At 67.7% G+C, this 16,464-nt stretch carries 19 protein-coding genes and 2 pseudogenes; 8 read left to right on the top strand and 13 right to left on the bottom strand.

Features of this window, described 5'->3' with window-relative positions; all coding sequences use genetic code 11:
- Positions 1-35: 35 nt before the first annotated feature.
- The 5 genes from egtD to SVA_RS02615 all read right to left on the bottom strand — a co-directional run bounded on the left by egtD (position 36) and on the right by SVA_RS02615 (position 5,036).
- Positions 36-995: an L-histidine N(alpha)-methyltransferase gene (egtD, locus tag SVA_RS02635; protein ID WP_096458407.1), complete on the bottom strand. Its 960-nt coding sequence runs from the start codon at positions 993-995 to the stop codon at positions 36-38.
- Positions 992-2,272, bottom strand: a complete 1,281-nt coding sequence (egtB, locus tag SVA_RS02630) for an ergothioneine biosynthesis protein EgtB (protein ID WP_179948807.1) — start codon at positions 2,270-2,272, stop codon at positions 992-994. Before egtB ends, egtD begins: the two co-directional genes overlap by 4 nt.
- A gap of 93 nt (positions 2,273-2,365) precedes the next feature.
- Positions 2,366-4,288: a S9 family peptidase gene (locus SVA_RS02625; RefSeq protein WP_096458404.1), complete on the bottom strand. Its 1,923-nt coding sequence runs from the start codon at positions 4,286-4,288 to the stop codon at positions 2,366-2,368.
- Between the two features lie 3 nt (positions 4,289-4,291).
- Positions 4,292-4,699 carry a secondary thiamine-phosphate synthase enzyme YjbQ gene (locus tag SVA_RS02620; protein ID WP_096458401.1) on the bottom strand — a complete coding sequence of 136 codons (408 nt, stop codon included), beginning with the start codon at positions 4,697-4,699 and terminating at the stop codon, positions 4,292-4,294.
- Between the two features lie 22 nt (positions 4,700-4,721).
- Complete coding sequence (locus SVA_RS02615; RefSeq protein WP_231971826.1) at positions 4,722-5,036, bottom strand: Rdx family protein; 315 nt, start codon at positions 5,034-5,036, stop codon at positions 4,722-4,724.
- Between the two features lie 70 nt (positions 5,037-5,106).
- On the opposite strand from SVA_RS02615, the gene SVA_RS02610 reads away from it, so the two are divergent.
- Complete coding sequence (locus SVA_RS02610; protein WP_096458396.1) at positions 5,107-5,589, top strand: FKBP-type peptidyl-prolyl cis-trans isomerase; 483 nt, start codon at positions 5,107-5,109, stop codon at positions 5,587-5,589.
- A gap of 12 nt (positions 5,590-5,601) precedes the next feature.
- Here SVA_RS02610 and SVA_RS02605 read toward each other — a convergent pair whose 3' ends face one another.
- A complete protein-coding gene (locus tag SVA_RS02605) occupies positions 5,602-5,955 on the bottom strand; it encodes a hypothetical protein (RefSeq protein WP_096458393.1) in 354 nt (117 codons plus the stop codon).
- 71 nt (positions 5,956-6,026) lie between these two features.
- On the opposite strand from SVA_RS02605, the gene SVA_RS02600 reads away from it, so the two are divergent.
- Positions 6,027-6,812 (top strand): putative molybdenum carrier protein, encoded by a 786-nt coding sequence (locus tag SVA_RS02600; RefSeq protein WP_197703341.1) that lies wholly within the window; start codon positions 6,027-6,029, stop codon positions 6,810-6,812.
- 69 nt (positions 6,813-6,881) lie between these two features.
- On the opposite strand, the gene SVA_RS02595 is transcribed toward SVA_RS02600, so the two are convergent.
- Positions 6,882-7,709 (bottom strand): alpha/beta hydrolase, encoded by an 828-nt coding sequence (locus SVA_RS02595; RefSeq protein WP_197703340.1) that lies wholly within the window; start codon positions 7,707-7,709, stop codon positions 6,882-6,884.
- 146 nt (positions 7,710-7,855) lie between these two features.
- Between SVA_RS02595 and SVA_RS02590 the strand changes: the two are divergent.
- Positions 7,856-8,193 (top strand): annotated as a pseudogene (locus tag SVA_RS02590) (P-II family nitrogen regulator).
- Positions 8,194-8,221: 28 nt separating this feature from the next.
- Positions 8,222-9,520: an ammonium transporter gene (locus SVA_RS02585; RefSeq protein WP_096458387.1), complete on the top strand. Its 1,299-nt coding sequence runs from the start codon at positions 8,222-8,224 to the stop codon at positions 9,518-9,520.
- A 7-nt stretch (positions 9,521-9,527) separates the two neighbouring features.
- Here SVA_RS02585 and SVA_RS02580 read toward each other — a convergent pair whose 3' ends face one another.
- Positions 9,528-9,968, bottom strand: a complete 441-nt coding sequence (locus tag SVA_RS02580; protein WP_096458384.1) for an EamA family transporter — start codon at positions 9,966-9,968, stop codon at positions 9,528-9,530.
- Between the two features lie 183 nt (positions 9,969-10,151).
- Here SVA_RS02580 and SVA_RS02575 point away from each other — a divergent pair, with 183 nt between their 5' ends.
- Positions 10,152-10,355 (top strand): cold-shock protein, encoded by a 204-nt coding sequence (locus SVA_RS02575; protein ID WP_096462795.1) that lies wholly within the window; start codon positions 10,152-10,154, stop codon positions 10,353-10,355.
- A 67-nt stretch (positions 10,356-10,422) separates the two neighbouring features.
- On the opposite strand, the gene SVA_RS02570 is transcribed toward SVA_RS02575, so the two are convergent.
- Both SVA_RS02570 and SVA_RS20380 read right to left on the bottom strand, forming a co-directional pair.
- Complete coding sequence (locus SVA_RS02570; protein WP_231971825.1) at positions 10,423-11,637, bottom strand: hypothetical protein; 1,215 nt, start codon at positions 11,635-11,637, stop codon at positions 10,423-10,425.
- 104 nt (positions 11,638-11,741) lie between these two features.
- Positions 11,742-12,113 (bottom strand): annotated as a pseudogene (locus SVA_RS20380) (cytochrome P460 family protein); the annotation flags it as partial.
- Positions 12,114-12,194: 81 nt separating this feature from the next.
- On the opposite strand from SVA_RS20380, the gene SVA_RS02560 reads away from it, so the two are divergent.
- Together SVA_RS02560 and SVA_RS02555 are read left to right on the top strand one after the other, a co-directional pair.
- A complete protein-coding gene (locus SVA_RS02560; RefSeq protein ID WP_096458375.1) occupies positions 12,195-12,692 on the top strand; it encodes a MarR family winged helix-turn-helix transcriptional regulator in 498 nt (165 codons plus the stop codon).
- Positions 12,693-12,885: 193 nt separating this feature from the next.
- Complete coding sequence (locus tag SVA_RS02555; protein WP_096458372.1) at positions 12,886-14,136, top strand: SAM-dependent methyltransferase; 1,251 nt, start codon at positions 12,886-12,888, stop codon at positions 14,134-14,136.
- A 16-nt stretch (positions 14,137-14,152) separates the two neighbouring features.
- Here SVA_RS02555 and SVA_RS02550 read toward each other — a convergent pair whose 3' ends face one another.
- Together SVA_RS02550 and SVA_RS02545 are read right to left on the bottom strand one after the other, a co-directional pair.
- Complete coding sequence (locus SVA_RS02550) at positions 14,153-14,527, bottom strand: S24 family peptidase (RefSeq protein ID WP_096458369.1); 375 nt, start codon at positions 14,525-14,527, stop codon at positions 14,153-14,155.
- Positions 14,524-15,168 (bottom strand): TetR/AcrR family transcriptional regulator, encoded by a 645-nt coding sequence (locus SVA_RS02545; RefSeq protein ID WP_179948806.1) that lies wholly within the window; start codon positions 15,166-15,168, stop codon positions 14,524-14,526. The genes SVA_RS02550 and SVA_RS02545 overlap by 4 nt, the downstream gene beginning before the upstream one ends.
- A 113-nt stretch (positions 15,169-15,281) precedes the next feature.
- On the opposite strand from SVA_RS02545, the gene SVA_RS02540 reads away from it, so the two are divergent.
- On the top strand, positions 15,282-15,569 hold the full coding sequence (locus SVA_RS02540; RefSeq protein WP_096458366.1) for a hypothetical protein: 288 nt from the start codon (positions 15,282-15,284) through the stop codon (positions 15,567-15,569).
- Between the two features lie 42 nt (positions 15,570-15,611).
- On the opposite strand, the gene SVA_RS02535 is transcribed toward SVA_RS02540, so the two are convergent.
- Entirely contained in the window at positions 15,612-16,463 is an 852-nt protein-coding gene (locus tag SVA_RS02535; RefSeq protein WP_096458363.1) for a hypothetical protein, read from the bottom strand.
- Between the last annotated feature and the right edge of the window lies 1 nt (position 16,464).

Below are 16,464 nucleotides of genomic sequence, written 5' to 3'. Positions count from 1 at the left end.
GACAACGCGGTCGCGCGTTGCGCGCTTTCGTTGTTTCACTGCGCGCGCAGGAAATGCACGCTGAACAGGCGGGCCGGATCGGTCCAGACGGCCTCGGGTACGTAGCCCGCCCGCGCCGCGAGCGCCTGAAACTCCTCCACCGTGTACTTATAAGAGCTCTCGGTGTGCAGCCGCTCGCCGGCCGAGAACTCGTAGCGCTCGCCCTTCAGCGAGATGGTCTGGGCGCGTCGGCTCACCAGGTACATGTCGATCCGGCCGGCCGTCTCGTCGTAGACCGCCTCATGCTCGAATCCCGACATATCGAGGTCCGCGCCGAGCTCGCGCCGCATGCGCGCGAGCAGATTCAGATTGAACCGCGCCGTTACCCCCTGAGCGTCGTTGTACGCGGCGCGCAGCAGGGCCCGGTCCTTCTTGAGATCGACGCCGATCACGAAGCCGCCGTCCCGCCCCACGAACGGCCGCAGGCGGCGAAGCAGCGTCTCCGACTCGTCCCGGTCGAAATTCCCGATGCTCGAGCCCGGAAAGAACACCAGGCGCTCGGCGGATGACGGCGGGTAGGAAAGGGTCAGCGGCCGCGTGAAGTCCGCGCATGCCGCGTGCACGGCGAGGCGGGGATAATCCCGCGCGAGCCGCTCGGTCGCCTCGCGGAGGTAGTCCCGCGAGATGTCGATCGCGAGGTACGCGCGCGGCGCGAGCGCATCGAGCAGCAGGCGCACCTTCTCCGAGGCCCCGCTGCCGAGCTCGACCAGTACGGCGTTTTTGGCGGCGCGCCGCGCGATCTCGCCGGCGCAGTCCCTCAGGATTCGCATCTCGGTCCGCGTGAGATAGTACTCGGGCAGCTCGCAGATCGCGGCGAACAGGGCCGAACCGCGACGATCGTAGAAAAACTTCGGCGGGATCGCGCGCGGACGACGCGCGAGCCCGCGGCGCACCTCGGCGAGGAAGTCCGATTCCGTCTCCGCCTGATCGTAGAACCGGATCGCGGGCGCGCTCATGCGTCGCGGGCCAGGCGGATCCCGCTGAACTGCCAGCGGGCGGCGGGCGGAAAGAAGTTGCGGTACGTCGCCCGGAGGTGATTGGCGGGCGTCGCGCAGGAGCCGCCGCGCAGCACGTACTGATTGCACATGAACTTGCCGTTGTACTCGCCGAGCGCACCGGGCAGCGGCCGGTAGCCGGGATAGGGCGCGTACGGGCTCGCGGTCCACTCCCACACGTCGCCGTACACCTGCCGCAGCCCGGGTCCGTCGCTCGCCGGGCGCGGTTGCAGCGCCCCGGTTTCGAGCAGGTTTCCCGCGACCGCCTCACCGTCGGCGGCGCTTTCCCATTCCGCCTCGGTAGGCAGCCGTGCCCCGGCCCAGCGCGCGTACGCCTCCGCTTCGTAGTAGCTCACGTGGCACACCGGCTCGTCGGGGCCGACCGGTCGTGGCCCGGAAAGCGTCATCTGCAGCCATCCTTCGTCGCGCACCCAGTAGAGCGGCGCGCGCCATTCCTGCTCCTTGACCGTGCGCCAGCCGTCCGCGAGCCAGAGCTCGGCTCGCTCGTAGCCTCCGTCTTCCATGAAGGCCAGGTACTCGCCGTTGGTGACGAGGCGAGAGGCGAGCGCGTACGGCTCGAGATGCACGCGATGACGCGGCGTCTCGTTGTCGAAAGCGAAGTCCTCGCCCGCGTGGCCGATGGCGGCGAGCCCGCCCGGGCAGGTGCGCCACACGAGCTTCGGCGCCGAGCCGGCGGGAGACGGCGCCCGTCGATACACCGGTCGCAGCGGATTGATCGCGAAATTGTGCTTGATGTCGGTGAGCAGCAGCTCCTGGTGCTGCTGTTCGTGCTGCAGCCCGAGCGTCAAACGCGCGGCGACGTGCGCGGCGCGTTGCCCGGCAGCCGGCCGGACAAGGAGCGTTTCGATGCCCCGATCCACGTGCGCGCGATAGCGGTACACCTCCTCCACCGTCGGGCGCGCCAGCAGGCCGCGCTGCGCCCTCGGAAACGGCATGCCGGCGCTCTCGTAGTACGAGTTGAAGAGATGGTGGTACGCGGGATCGAAAGCCGCGTAGCGGGGAAGGTACGGCGCGAGCAGGAACGTCTCGAAGAACCACGTGGTGTGAGCGAGGTGCCACTTGGGCGGGCTGACGTCGGGCATCGACTGGATGCAGTAGTCCTCGACCGCCAGGTCCCGGCACAGCGACTCCGTCGCCTCGCGCACCGCGCGATAACGCTCGAAGGACGCGATCGCGTCCTCGCTCGCTTCCGCCCGGGATTCGATGTCGACCAACAAGCCCGCCTCCGAAGCGCGTGGTCCGGCGAGGTTAAAACAAGCACCGGCGCGATGCCACCGGGACCGGCCCGCAAGGCGTACGCAACGTGGGGGTTAGCGAAGGTGCGCTATCGGGACCGGTGGAATCGCGTCGGCCGGAGTGAACCCGAATAGACGCGAATAAAAGTACAGCTCCGCCTCGAGCGCACGCTTGATGTTCGCCGCCCGCCGGAAGCCGTGCGCTTCGTCCTGGAACAGCACGTAAGCGACGGGCACGCGCTTCTCGTGCAGCGCCGCGACCAGCCGTTCGGTCTGATCGGGCGGGACCACCCGGTCTTCCGCCCCCTGGAAGAAAATGACCGGCCGCGCCAGACGATCGACATGATGGATCGGTGAGCGTTTCCGATACCGCTCCTGCTCGCCGGGATACGGCCCGACGAGCCGATCGAGATAGCGCGCCTCGAACTTGTGGGTATCGCGCGCCAGCGCCTCGAGATCCGAGACGCCGTAGTAACTCGCTCCCGCCCGGAAGAGCGTATGGAAGGTGAGCGCGCACAGCGCCGTGAAGCCGCCCGCGCTTCCGCCCCGGATCGCGACGCGGTCCGGATCGACGAGCCCGCGCGCGATGAGGTGACGCGTGCCGTGGACGCAGTCCTCCACGTCGGCGACGCCCCACCGGCCGTAGAGACGCTCGCGGTACTCGCGACCGTAGCCCGTCGACCCGCGGTAGTTCACGTCGAGCACCGCAAACCCGCGGCTCGTCCAGTATTGGACCCGCAGACTGAGCGCGCTCGACGCCGCGGCCGTCGGCCCGCCGTGGTTCAGCACCAGCAGCGGCGGCTTCTCCCCGGCCGGCTGGTCCTCGACGTCGTGATTGCGCGGTCCGTAGTAGAACGCGTGGGCGCGTTCGCCGTTCGCGGTCTCGTACTCGATGGCTTCCGGTTTTGACAGGTAACCGGGCTCCAGGCAGAGCGCGGTCGAGCGGTGCAGCACCGTCGTGCGCCCGCTGTCCAACTCGAGCTCGACGAGCACCGGGAGCTGCGATCTCGTCGCCCCGGTGAAGTACGCCTTGCCGGCGCGGGCGCGCACCTGACCGATGTCCGTGTAGGGAAGCGCGAAGGCGCGCAGCTCCCGCGTGTCCGGATCCAGCACGCCCAGGCGCGACTCGCCGCGCTCGCTCCAGGCGCAAACGACGCGCCTCCCGGAGAACGCGTACGTGGAAAGACCGAAGACCCACTGCGGCAGGCCGAACTCGGCGTCGCGGGGCGCGAGCGCTTCGATGCCGTTTTCCGCGTGCCGGTAGAGATTCCACCAGCCGGTGCGGTCGGAAACGAAATAGAGCAGGCCGTCGGGGCCGAACGACGGCTGAAAGACCGACTCGTTCGCGCCGCCCGCGATGCGCCGCGGCTCGCGCGGGCGGCCGTCGCCATCGAGCTGCGCCACATAGAGTGCGGCCGCGTCCCACGGCATGTCGGGATGGTCCCAGGCGAGCCACGCGAGGCGCTGACCATCCGGGCCGAGACACGGGCTGGCAAAGAAATCGTGTCCGGATGCAAGCGTCTGCACGTCGCCCGCGCGATCGGCATCCATCGCGACGAGGCTGTTGACGGGCTCGCCCCCCGCACGATGATCCTCGCAGACCGCTATCAGCCGGCGGCGCCCGCGGTCGACGAGGAGGTCGGCATAGCGGCGCGCGTCCGCGGACGTGAGCGGAACCGGGGCGCCACCGGGCGCCAGACGGTACACCCGCTGATCCGCGAAATGCGTGAAGTACACGATGCCCCCGGCGACCGCGAAGGCACCGCCGCCATACTCGTGCACCCGCGTGCGCGCGCTGTACGGCGCGGGCAGGCACTCCCCGATGCCGTCCGGACGCGCGCGCAGTATCGCGTTACGTCCACCCTCGGCAGGCCGTTGCTCGCTCCAGTAAACGTCGTCGCCGTCGAGCAGCACCTGTCCGAGGCCGACCGTTTCGGAAACGATGAGATCGGCGGTGATGGGAGACTTCCAGGAGCCGTAGGGTGACCCGCCCGGCACGGTTCAGGCGCCCACGTGCACGACGATTTCGCGCCGGCTGCCGCGGCGGCGATGCTCCCACAGGTAGACTCCCTGCCACGTGCCGAGCGCAAGACGCCCGTCGACCACCGGAATAGACAGCGCGGTGGCCGTCAGCGCCGCTTTGACGTGGGCCGGCATGTCGTCCGGGCCCTCGGTACGGTGGGTGTAGAGGGGATCGTCCTCGGGAACCAGGCGGTTCAGCCATCGCTCGAGATCGCGGCGCGCGGACGGATCGGCGTTCTCCTGGATGACGAGGCTCGCCGACGTGTGCCGCACGAACAGCGTGCACAGCCCCTCGGACAGGCCCGCGTCGCGCACGCAGGCGTCGACGTCGGCCGTGAAATCGTGGAGCCCCTGGCCCCGGGTGGTGATCGCGAGCTGCCTGATCACGCGTAACGCCTGCCTCGAGCCGTCATCCGTCCTTGCGGTCGCTGTGGCCGAGATCCTTCTGCGGCGCGATGCGATCCCGGATGAGCTGCTTCACTTCCTTGGGTTCCGGAAAGCGGCCCGCTTCCTTCTTGTTCCACAACCGCTCGCCGTTCAGACGCACCTCGAAGATGCCGCCCGTGCCCGGGATCAGCGCGACCTCGCCGAGCTCCTCGGTAAACGTGAAGAGAAGCTCCTGCGCCAGCCAGGAGGCGCGCAGCACGAAGCGGCACTGGCTGCAGTACTCGATCTCCACACGCGGTCGTCCCTCGTCCATGACGCACGAGTATAAGACCGGCATCCCCCGTGCGCGACCGAGGCCGCCGCGTTATAGTATTTCTTCCATCCACCCTCCCCAGAGAATCCCTTTCATGAAGACCGCGCGCGACATGGTCGTCAGCCTCCACTACACCCTCACCGACGACAGCGGAGAGGTCCTCGACACGTCGTCGGGGCGCGAGCCGCTCGAATACCTGCACGGACACGGCAACATTATTCCCGGGCTGGAGAAGGCGCTGGAAGGCACGGCCATCGGCCACCGTTCGCAGGTATCCGTCGCCCCGGAGGAGGGCTACGGGACGCAGAATCCCGAGCTCGTGTTCGAGGCGCCGCGCGAGCACTTTCCGAAGGACATGAAGCTCGAGCCGGGCGCCCGCGTGTACGCCGAAGGCCCGGAAGGCCCGATCGCCTTCTCGGTCGTGCGCCTCACCGACACCGGAGCCGTCCTCGACGCGAATCATCCCCTGGCGGGCAAGACCCTCCACTTTGACGTCGAGGTGGTCGCAATGCGGCCGGCGACCGAAGAAGAGATCACGCACGGCCACGTGCACGGCGCGCACGGGCACGATCACTGAAGGGGACCGCCGTTACATCAGCGGGACCGGTTTTTCGTCGCCGAGCCCGAGGGTGCGGGCGGCGAGCCCCAGGCCCTCGGCGGTGAACGCCTCGGCGTCGGCCCACGCATCGCTGGACCCCATTTCCTCGTCGAAGACATCGGTGATGATGCGCAGGCGGTAGGCCCCTTCCTGCGCGCGGCTGCGCGGGTTCTTCTCGCAGGTGACGTAAAGGGACGGACGCGTCTCGCCTTCGCGCACCAGCGCGATGATGTAGCGGTACTTCACGCTGTCCGCGCTCTCGATCTCGTCGAGCAGCACCGCCTGATAGGTGCCCAGTCGGTAACGACGGCGCGGGATTGCGGTCTGGATCCTGGGAGCGTCCATCCATCGGCCCTTCGTCGAGCGGCATCGACTATAGCAGAATAGCCGCGGGCCACCCGAACGCCGCGATTCCGTTGCCGACGCCTACCCGCCGCGAACCGCAATACACGCTCGTCGATCGGCCGGACGCGCGGAGCGCGCGCATCCGCTTTTCCGGGCGCTTCGAGGGGGAACCCGTGCTCTGGGATGCCCTCGTCCTGGCCCTCGATCCGGCGGATGCCTCGCCCCAGTTCATCGAGATCGGCCGATCGGCGGCGGCCGGCCGGCTGCTCACGGTCGGCCTGAAGGTGTCGACGCTCGACGACGCGACCCTCCTCAAGACCACGATCATGATCCGCAACTACAGACGCCTGCGTCGCGGCCGCCAGGAGTTCGCCGTGCCGGCCCCTACGCGGTCGCGCCTTCGGCGCATCGTGTCCGGTGGACAGACGGGCGTCGATCGCGCGGCGCTCGATGCAGCGCGCGAGGTCGGCCTCGGAGTCGGGGGGTGGTGCCCGCGCGGCCGGCGCGCCGAGGACGGGCGGGTACCGGACGATTACCCGCTGGAGGAGACCCGCACGGCGGATTACCGCGAACGGACCCGGCGGAACGTGCTTGTCGCGGACGCTACCCTCGTGCTGACGCGGGGAGCGCCTGCGGGAGGCACGGCCTACACGCTGGGCGTCGCCCGGCGCGCCGCGAGGCCGTGCCTGGTGGTCGATCTCCAGGCCCCGCCGGCAATCGAGTCGGTGCGCGCCTGGCTCGCCGCGAACCGCGTGGGGACGCTCAACGTCGCCGGCCCGCGCGAGAGCCGGCATCCCGGAATCCACGCCCGGGCACGTTCGTTTCTCCGGCGCCTCCTCGATCACGACGAACCGTGAACGAAACACGTTGGGCGCGCGGCGCGGGTAACGCGCGTTCGATGAAGGGCATGACGCTGCCAGGCGTTCTCAGCCTGGTTGTCTCGCGGCGTGCTTGCGCAGGAAGGCGCCCAGTCCCTCCACATACGACAGCCCGCTCTCGAGGAACCCGCTGTTGTGCGTGCCCCGCAGCTCGAGCATCGATTTCGGCTCGCGTGCCGCCCCGTAGAGCGCCTGCGCATGCGTGAAGGCGATGATCTCGTCATCGCGGCTGTGCACGATCAACACCGGAGCGGTGACACGCGGCAGGCGCGACCGGGTGTCGTACCGGACACGGGCGAGCCGGCGAGCGGGCAGCCAGGGATAGAGCTCGGCCGCCAGATCGGGGATAGAGGTGAAACCGGACTCCAGAATGAGCGCGCCGGGTTGCCGGTCCACGGCGAGCGCCGCTGCGATCGCAGCACCGATCGAACGACCGAAAAGAACGATGCGTTCCGGGGCCACACCGCGTTTCTCCACAAGGTAGCGCCATGCCGCGACCGCGTCCCGGTAGGTGCCTTCCTCCGACGGCCGGCCCTCGCTCCGCCCGTATCCCCGGTAGTCGAAGATCAGCACGTCCACCTCGAGGTCGTGAAAGATGCGGAGCGAGTCGAGGCGATGGGAAATGTTGCCGGCATTGCCGTGCAGGAAGAGCAGCACGGCGCGCGGCTTTCGCGCCGGGACGAACCAGCCGTGCAGCCGCAGCCCGTCCTCGGTCAGGAGCGAGACGTCTTCGTACCGAATACCGATCGCGGATGGATCGGCGACCAGCTCGCGGGCGGGAAAGTAAACGAGGTGCGGCTGGAAAACATACGCGAGCGCGAGCACGGTGCCGTACGCCAGCGCGAGCGCGGCGATCAGCCCACCGATCACCTTCACCCTCCGCACCGGTTTGGTGCAACGACCGGCATGCCCGCGCTGTTCCGTTCTTCCACTCGCTCGCCTTGTGTATGATCGCCCTGCTTCACACAAACTCCCGTCGCCATCGAGCGGCGCCGCCGCCATCGCGGCAGGAGGACAGAATAATGAAGCTGGTCATCGCCATCACATCACACCTTCGCGGCTGGACGAGGTGCGCGCGGCGCTCTCGGACACCGGCGTGCACGGCATGACGGTCACCAGAGCGAAGGGTTTCGGCCGACAAAAAAGGGCACACCGAACTCTATCGCGGGGCGGAGTACGTCGTCGATTTCCTGCCCAGGATCGAACTGGAGACCGCGGTCCAAGCGGCTGCGCTGGAGCGCGTGACGCCGTGATGCGGGCCGGGCGCACCGGCAAGATCGGCGACGGCAGGATCTTCGTCGTCGATCTCGCGCAGGGCCTGCGCGTGAGAACCGGCGAGACCGGCCCGTCCGCGCTCTGAAATCCAAGACCACCACCGGAGGATCACGATGAAATTCGTTCTGCGACTCGCCGTCCCGGCGACCGCGTTCTGCGCCGTCACCGCCCGGGCGGCCGAGGAGGCCCCGAGGCTCGATCCGGCCAATACCGCCTGGATGCTCACGGCCACCGTGCTCGTACTCTTCATGACCTTGCCGGGCCTGGCGTTGTTCTACGGAGGGCTCGTGCGCACGAAGAACGTGCTCTCCGTGCTCATGCAGTGTTTCGCGATCGCGGCGATCGTCTCCCTCCTCTGGGTCGCCTTCGGCTACAGCCTCGCGTTCGGCGACGGCGGCACCATGAACGCCTGGCTCGGCGGACTCGACAAGGTGTTCCTCGCCGGCGTGACGGTCGATGGCGTCAAGGGCACGATTCCGGAAACCGTGTTCGCGATGTTCCAGATGACGTTCGCGATCATCACCCCGGCGCTCATCGTCGGCGGCTTTGCCGAGCGCATGCGTTTCTCCGCCATGCTGCTCTTCAGCGTCGCGTGGCTCGTGCTCGTCTACCTGCCGGTCGCCCACTGGGTATGGGGCGACGGCTGGCTCGCCCGGCTCGGCGTGATGGACTACGCGGGCGGTACGGTCGTGCACATCAACGCCGGGGTGGCGGCACTCGTCGCGGCGCTCGTGCTCGGCCGCCGGCGCGGCTTTCCCGAGACGCCGATGCCCCCGCACAACCTCACGATGACGGTGACCGGCGCCTCCATGCTGTGGGTCGGCTGGTTCGGGTTCAATGCCGGCAGCGCGCTGGCCGCCGACGGCACCGCGGGCATGACCATGCTCGTGACCCACATCGGCGCCGCGGCGGGGTCCGTGGCGTGGATGCTGAGCGAATGGGTGCGTTTCGGCAAACCGTCCGTGCTCGGAATAGTGACAGGAATGGTCGCGGGTCTCGGCACGATAACGCCCGCCTCCGGCTTCGTTGGCCCGCTCGGCGCGCTCGTCATCGGCGGGACCGCGGGTGTCGTCTGCTTCATCGCGACCAACCACATGAAGCGGCGGCTGCGCATCGACGATTCACTCGATGTGTTTCCGGTCCACGGCGTCGGGGGCATCCTCGGCACACTGGCCACGGGACTGTTCGCCGCGAAGGAGCTGGGCGGGGTCGGCTACGCCGCGGGCACGTCCATCGGGTCGCAAGTCCTGACCCAGCTCGCGGGTGTCGTCGCCGTCTTCGTCTGGTGTGCGGTGGTCACCTGGGTGCTGTTCCGTCTGGTAGACCTCGCCGTCGGTATCCGTGTCTCTGCGGAGCACGAGACCGAGGGTCTGGACGTCGTATTGCACAACGAGACGGGTTACAACCTGTAAGCCGGGATCAGGAACCGTACGCGGTGATGATGCCCACGCCGGCGAAAACCAGCGCCGCGCCGAGGATCACCGGCGCCGTCACGTGGATCTCGCGAAACAGCACGTACGCGAACAGAGCGACGAACACCGGGTAGGAGATTTCGATCAAGCTCGCGAGCGTCGCGTTCTTGCCGCTGATCGAAACGTAGAGCAGCACGACTCCGGCAAGGCTCGTCGCGGCGACGGCGAGAACCGGAAGCCGCTCGGTCCAGCTCATCGCGCCGATCGCCGCGAGGTCGGCAGCGAGCGCGCGGGGGAACAGGAACACGAGGCCGATCATGGGGAGCGCACCCAGAACGAGCACGGACACGAGCGACAGCCGCTTCAGCGCGTGATCGACCAGCGGATAGTGGATGCCCCACACGATCGCCGCGCCGAGCGCGGTGACGTACCACGGCACTTGCAACATCGTGTCGCCCTCCGGTGTGCACGCGCGTCTACGCGCGCCCTTCACTGTACAGGTCAGGTAATTCGTTTATACTGAATTTGCAGCTTCGTGCTGCCGTTGTTGTCGTGCGCTAGGTCTTGCGGGTCACTCGCAGCCCACCGTCGCAGCACCGTATCCTCGTCCATCTCGTGAGGCATGCTTTTGATGCGTACTGGCACCGTGAAGTGGTTCAACGAAGCCAAGGGTTATGGATTCATCTCCCCCCAGGACGGCAGCGCGGACGTCTTCGTCCACTACTCCGTCATCCAGGGGACCGGCTTCAAGAAGCTGACGGAAGGGCAGACCGTGGAGTTCGAGAGCGAGAAAGGCCCCAAGGGGATGCAGGCGACGGTGGTGAAGCCGCTGTAGCGCCGAACGATTGCCGGACGGCAATCCCTGATTTTGCAAACCCCGCGCAAGCGGGGTTTTTTTACGGCTAGCGGGTAGTCTCCACCTTTCCTTTTGCGATATTCACGCGCTCCCTCTTGCCGAGCTCGCGCACAAGGCTCCAACCGTCGGCGCCCTGGCGGAAGAGGTAAGTGGTCTTGACCGGTTGCCCCTCGTCGAGCTTGTAGCTCGCTTCGCAAACGCCGATCTTGTGCTTCTCGCTGTAGCGCGGCGTCAACTCCACGCTGTTCACCAGCCGGCCGGGGTTCTTCTGGCGGACCTCCGCCTCGATGCGCTGCGCCGCGAGATACGCAAACCATCGCGAGGGATCCCGGGTGGAGGGAACCCGGTACGGGTGCGCCTCGTCGAGCTGATCGGCCTCGAGCGTGCGCACCAGCCGCCAGGCGTCGTTCTCCTTGACGTACTGGAACTTCTGCGCGACCGGCTGGTTCTCGCCGGCGCTGTATTGCACCTCCAGATAACCGGTCGCGTGCGGACCGCGGGTCGGGTTCGCATCCAGCCGGCCATGGCGGAACATGAGATCCTTGAGCGCCCGATCCGGATCGTTCTTGAGCAGCTCGCGCAACGCAAGGAACTGGAGCGTGTCGACTGCGTCTACCGAAAGGTCGGGCTTGCCGTCGACGAGCCGAAACCCGCGTACCTCCGCCTCGAACGTGCCTGCCACCTGACTTTTCTGCTCATCGGGCAGCGCAAGGTAGATCTTTCCCGGTATCCGGCGATCCCGCTCCGGACCGAGCTCGAGCAGCAAGGTGTACTTCTCCGTGTACTCGCGCTGGCGCGGCGCATTCTGGCCGTTCTCCCTCCAGCGCACGCGCACCTGAGGCGTACCGGCGCCTGCCGCCTGGTTGACTATCTTGAAGCTGCGCGCGCTGGGCACTTCCCATGGCCGAGTTTGCAGGAAAAGCGTGATCTCGGTATCCAGCGGCTCGGTCCCTTGGGTCAACGTCAGCACGCCGCTTTCGATCGCCGCCCGCTCGATCCGGAATGCCACGTCGTGAAGGCGCCCCTGCACGGGCTCGTTCGGAATGACGGGGGCTTCCTCTTTGGGCTGCGGTTTCGGCGCGGGCGGGATCGGGGTCCGGACGGGGGCCTTGGCGACCGGAGGCGTCGCCGGCGATTCGCCGAAAAGACCGAACAAGTCCAGGTTTCCCTGCTGCCAGAGGTAAATGCCCGTCCCGACGACGAGGAGCAGGAGCAGCACCACCGTCTGAATAACGCTCTTCTTGCTGAACCGCACGGACAACCGGCCTCCCTGGGATTTCCTTTCGCGCGGCAAGGATAATCCCTCCCCTCCGGGGCCTCAATGCCAGCGAAACCCCCGTCCTTCACCAGCCGCTCGTCCCGACTGTCGGCCGCGAACGCTTCGAAGCCCCATCCCCCGGTGTCGCGGAAGCGGCGCGCGTCTCGCTGCATGACACCGCGGAGTTTCCGCTTGCCTTCGGTCAGGGCGTGATCCGCCGTTTCGTACTCCAGAAGATCGAAGACAAGCACCGCGCCGTCGGGATAATTCCCGCTCTCGAGACCGCGCAGTGCCTTGTCGTTCGCATACACGTGATGAATCCCCTGGAAGGGGTCGGCGAGCGGGTGACCGGGCTGGATGACCATCGACTTGACGTGCGTCCATTGCCGGTAGGCGCCCGGATAGTCGACGGAGGGACCGGCCGCGGCGGCGACCGCAGTGACGAGTGTCAGGGCAAGGAACGTAGCGCGGGATTTCATCGGAGTCTCGATTAGTTTCGAGTCGATACTGTTAGCAACGGCCGCCGGGTCAAGAAGGTATCGAGTCGATACTATGTGAGCATGAGCGGCAGCGCTGTCCTCGATCGCTTCGAACGTCTCGCCCATCTTCTGGTAACCGAAACCCGCCGGGCCGCCGCCGCACACGGGCTCGTCCCCGTCCACGTCGAGGTGCTCGGCTACCTCGCCCGCTGCAACCGCTACAGCGACACGCCCGGGGCGGTGACCGAATACCTCGGGCTCACGAAGGGCACCGTCTCCCAGACCCTCGCTCTGCTGAACGCACGCGGGCTCGTGCGCAAACAAGCCGATGCTCGTAATCGTCGGGTCGTTCACCTTGAACTCACGCGAAAAGGGCACGCGGTTCTCGAACGCGTGACGCTCCCGCCGGCGTGGCGACGCGCCGCCGCCCGGCTGGAACAGGGCGTCCCCGATCTGGCTCTCCGCCTGGAGACCATGCTACGGGAGCTGCAGCGAGCCCATGGCGGGCGCACGTTCGGGGTGTCCACTCGTGCCGGCACTGCCGGCCCGACGGGGCGAACACCTTCCGGTGCGGATTGACGGACGAAGCGCTTTCGAAAGCCGAAACGGACCGGATCTGCCGGGAGCACAGCGCAGCCGCGTGAGCGGCGACGGGTCGCCCGTACTCCCCTGCGTCCACCACGGCATTGCGAACCGCTTGTCCGCTCGTCGGGGCGCCATGTTAGGATGGGGCGCTCCGGAGGGGGAACGATAAGGACAAACCCGGGACGCCATGAAGAAAGAGAACAGCCTGAGCATTCCGATGGGGGACGACGGGCGGCTGGCCGCCGACTCGCCCGCCTCCGCGCTCGAGCGCTGGCTCGCGCAGAAGCTGTACGAGTACGCCGGCTCGCCTCCGTTGCGGCTCGTCTTGTGGAGCGGGGACGAGGTGGGCGCGGACGGGAACGGGGATCTGCGCCTGCACATCCGCGACCGCGCGGCCTTCTACAAGCTGCTCGCCGACCCGGCGCTTCATTTCGGCGACCTCTACAGCATCGGCCGCCTGGAGGTCGAGGACGACCTGGTGGCCTTCCTCGAGCATGTCTACACGGGCGTCGCGGAAACCAACGAGCAGAACTGGCTCAAGCGCGTGCACACCCTCGTGCGTCGCGATCCGCGGGCCAACACGCTCACCGGTTCGCGCGCGAACATCCATCACCATTACGATCTCGGGAACCGGTTCTACGAGCTGTGGCTCGACCGGGAGATGCAGTACACCTGCGCATACTTCCCGGACCCTGCCATGACGCTCGAGCAGGCCCAACTGGCGAAGATGGAACACGTCTGCCGCAAGCTGAGGCTCAAGCCCGGCGACCGCGTTGTCGAGGCCGGCTGCGGCTGGGGCGGCCTGGCGCGCTACATGGCGCGCGCGCACGGCGTCACCGTGCGCGCCTACAACATCTCGCACGAGCAGGTCGGCTACGCGCGCGAACGCGCGAAACGCGAGGGCCTGGACGGGCGTGTGGAATACGTCGAGGACGACTACCGGAACATGGGGGGAGAGTACGACGCGTTCGTTTCGGTGGGCATGCTCGAGCACGTGGGCACCGCCCACTACGCGGAGCTTGGCGAGGTGATCCATCGGGTCCTCACGCCCGCCGGGCGCGGGCTGATCCACAGCATCGGCCGGAATCGGCCGGAACTGATGAACAGCTGGATCGAGAGGCGCATCTTCCCCGGCGCCTACCCGCCCACGCTCCGCGAGATGATGGGGATCTTCGAGCCGCGCGCCTTCTCGGTGCTGGACGTCGAGAACCTGCGGCTGCATTACGCGCTGACGCTCAAGCACTGGCTCGAACGCTACGAGCGGCACGCGGAGCAGATCGCTCGGATGTACGACGAGGCCTTCGTCCGGGCCTGGCGGCTCTATCTGGCCGGCTCGATGACCGCGTTCACGGCGAGCTCGCTGCAGCTCTTTCAGGTGGTGTTCACGCGGGCACGCAACAACGAACTCGCCTGGTCACGCGCTCATCTGTACGAGTGACCGGTCTTCTCCACGATCAGTAGTAGCGCTTGTGCTCGCGGCGCCGCCGCCCGGCACGCTGGACGACCACGCCGCGCACCCGAAACTCGCCTTCCAGCTCGACCGACGGATAGCTCGCATTGAGCGCCCGCAAATAACGTCGGCCGTCTTCGATCACGTACTGACGAAATGTCGTCTCGCCCGCGTAGTCGACGATGACGTACGCTCCGCTCTCGACCGGCATGGCGGGATCGATGATGACGATGTGCCCGTCAAGGAACTCCGGCGCCATGCTGTCGCCGATGACGCGCAGCGCGAAGGGCTCCGCCTCCGCACAGCCGCTGATCTCGTGCCGCTCTTCTTCGGGAGTCTGTGCGGGACTTATCCGAATGATCTTGCGTTCATCGGTCATAAATTGATCTCCGCGGGCCCGGCCGGCCCCGCTCCCGTTTCCGACCGCCTGCGCGGGGTCCCGGGTGCGGAAACGGGCGCCCGGCCGCAAGCGCGTGTGCCCCAGTCGAGCGATCGGCGGAGGAACGCTCGGGTGCGCTCGGCACCGGGCGAATCATCCCACATCCAGCGGAAGAACACCGCGAGGTAGAGGCTCGTGAGGGCCGTCTCCTCGACGGCGCGCCAGGGCAATGTCGCATCGCGCCCCACCGCCTCGCGCAGCCACTGGACCGTCCGGCTGACGCGCAGGGCGCCCGCAACCTGATAGTGAACGTGCCCAGGCTCCAGCTTGTTGAGGATCATCTGCCGCGTCACTCGCCGATGTGGCGCGAGCGCCGCGAGCCAAGCGAGGAGCGACCGCTCCAGCCGTTCGCGGGCGCCGAGCTCCGGAAAACCCGGCTTGCGGATCTCCGTCAACATCGCCTTGTCGGCGCGGTCGAACCACGCGTCGACGATGTCCTCCTTTTCACGGAAGTGCGCCCATACGTCTTCGAGCGACACGCCAAGCGCGCTCGCGACGCGGCGCAGGCGCACCGCCTCCCAGGAGGCGCGCTCGGCCTGCCCTAGCGCCTCGTCCACGATCGTGTCGCGCGTGACGGCCATGTTCGGGCTATTCTAGGACAAATGCCGTAGCGCCTCGACCGGCGCTGGTCGGCGCCCGGGCTACGTTCGAAAAAAAAGACACCGCGGTAACAACGGATAAGGGAGGGAAAGATATGCGCAGGGAGGTGACGGCCGCCGCTTCATTACTCTGCGCCCTCCTCGCGCCCGTTCTCGCCTTCGCCGGAACGGCGGAATGTCGCATCGGCGAACGGGCCGTGGCGTGCGAGCACGTCGAGCAATGCGTGGCGCGCGGCGGGATACCGCGAATTCGCGAGGACATGCTGAAATGTTGCTTCGCCGACGGGCGTTGCACCGACGCCGGTTCGAGGTCGGATCGCGACCGTCTGGATGCCGGCGCGCCTCCCTACCGGAAAACCAAGGACCACGCGAGCGGCCGATAACGCCGGAAGGACGCGCGCCGTGAAAGGGAAGTCGACGACATCTCACGACGCGCCGCGAATCAACGCCTCCACCAGCGCCACCCGCACGCGCTCCTCGTTCAGCACCTTCGGCAACAGGCGACGGACGCGATACAGTTTCCGGACCTGGCCACAGGCCGCGTCCTCCAGCCTCTCCCGTACGCCGTCCGAAAGCGTGGTGTGCGTCAGGAGGTGCGGCGCGTGCCACGCGTGATAGTCGGCCACCAGGTTCCGCTCATCCTCGCGGTCCCAATCTTCCCGCAACAGAAGCTCCGGGAATTCGGCCGCGCCGAGGCGGCGCGCGGCGAGAGAACGATCGAGCCCCTGTGTCGGTAGTCCGGTGCCGCTGCGATCGTCCGCCCGCCGGAACCACTGCGCCTGCGCGCGCGCACCGGCCGCGCGCTGCACGCATCGGTCGAGCACGTCGCGGTGCGGGATGAACGAGGCGTGCGAGCCCTCCCCGGCGAGACTTGGCGCAAAGAAACCGTCGTTTCCCTCGAGCGACGAGGCCCAGCGGACCGCGGCGATGCGCGGTGGCGATCGCTCGGGAAGCGCCGAAGCGAGGAGCGCGAGAGGCCGTTGCTCCCGACCATCGAGCAACCACAACTCGAGGCTGTCCGCGAGCCGGAACGGCAGGGGCGGCCGCGCGCGCAGCGCCTCGATGATGGCGCGCGTGTGCTCCGTCTCGATCAGGTTGCCGCGTCCGTCTTCACGCCAGATCGCGTTTCCGGAAAGTCGCGCGCGCATATTCAGGAACTGAACGCGCCAGCTCTCCCCGTCGACACTCATGGCTCGAAAGCCGGGGAGCTCCGCCACCTGGGCGGTACCCTGATAGGGTGAGAGGCGACGCAGGCTGTAATAGCGCGCCTCGGCCATC

Source organism: Sulfurifustis variabilis, assembly GCF_002355415.1.
Lineage (GTDB): Bacteria > Pseudomonadota > Gammaproteobacteria > Acidiferrobacterales > Sulfurifustaceae > Sulfurifustis > Sulfurifustis variabilis.
The sequence above is the reverse complement of the archived record's forward strand: the minus strand, read 5'-3'. Positions and strand labels throughout refer to the sequence as shown.

Bases quoted from the DNA above. Each gene is read 5' to 3' on its own strand.
- egtD (WP_096458407.1), bottom strand. From the start codon at position 995: ATGAGCGCGCCCGCGATCCGGTTCTACGATCAGGCGGAGACGGAATCG.
- SVA_RS02605 (WP_096458393.1), bottom strand. From the start codon at position 5,955: ATGGACGCTCCCAGGATCCAGACCGCAATCCCGCGCCGTCGTTACCGA.
- SVA_RS02535 (WP_096458363.1), bottom strand. From the start codon at position 16,463: ATGGCCGAGGCGCGCTATTACAGCCTGCGTCGCCTCTCACCCTATCAG.
- SVA_RS02550 (WP_096458369.1), bottom strand. From the start codon at position 14,527: ATGACCGATGAACGCAAGATCATTCGGATAAGTCCCGCACAGACTCCC.
- SVA_RS02580 (WP_096458384.1), bottom strand. From the start codon at position 9,968: ATGTTGCAAGTGCCGTGGTACGTCACCGCGCTCGGCGCGGCGATCGTG.
- SVA_RS02585 (WP_096458387.1), top strand. From the start codon at position 8,222: ATGAAATTCGTTCTGCGACTCGCCGTCCCGGCGACCGCGTTCTGCGCC.
- SVA_RS02610 (WP_096458396.1), top strand. From the start codon at position 5,107: ATGAAGACCGCGCGCGACATGGTCGTCAGCCTCCACTACACCCTCACC.
- SVA_RS02555 (WP_096458372.1), top strand. From the start codon at position 12,886: ATGAAGAAAGAGAACAGCCTGAGCATTCCGATGGGGGACGACGGGCGG.
- SVA_RS02545 (WP_179948806.1), bottom strand. From the start codon at position 15,168: ATGGCCGTCACGCGCGACACGATCGTGGACGAGGCGCTAGGGCAGGCC.
- SVA_RS02615 (WP_231971826.1), bottom strand. From the start codon at position 5,036: ATGCCGGTCTTATACTCGTGCGTCATGGACGAGGGACGACCGCGTGTG.
- SVA_RS02560 (WP_096458375.1), top strand. From the start codon at position 12,195: ATGAGCGGCAGCGCTGTCCTCGATCGCTTCGAACGTCTCGCCCATCTT.
- SVA_RS02540 (WP_096458366.1), top strand. From the start codon at position 15,282: ATGCGCAGGGAGGTGACGGCCGCCGCTTCATTACTCTGCGCCCTCCTC.
- SVA_RS02575 (WP_096462795.1), top strand. From the start codon at position 10,152: ATGCGTACTGGCACCGTGAAGTGGTTCAACGAAGCCAAGGGTTATGGA.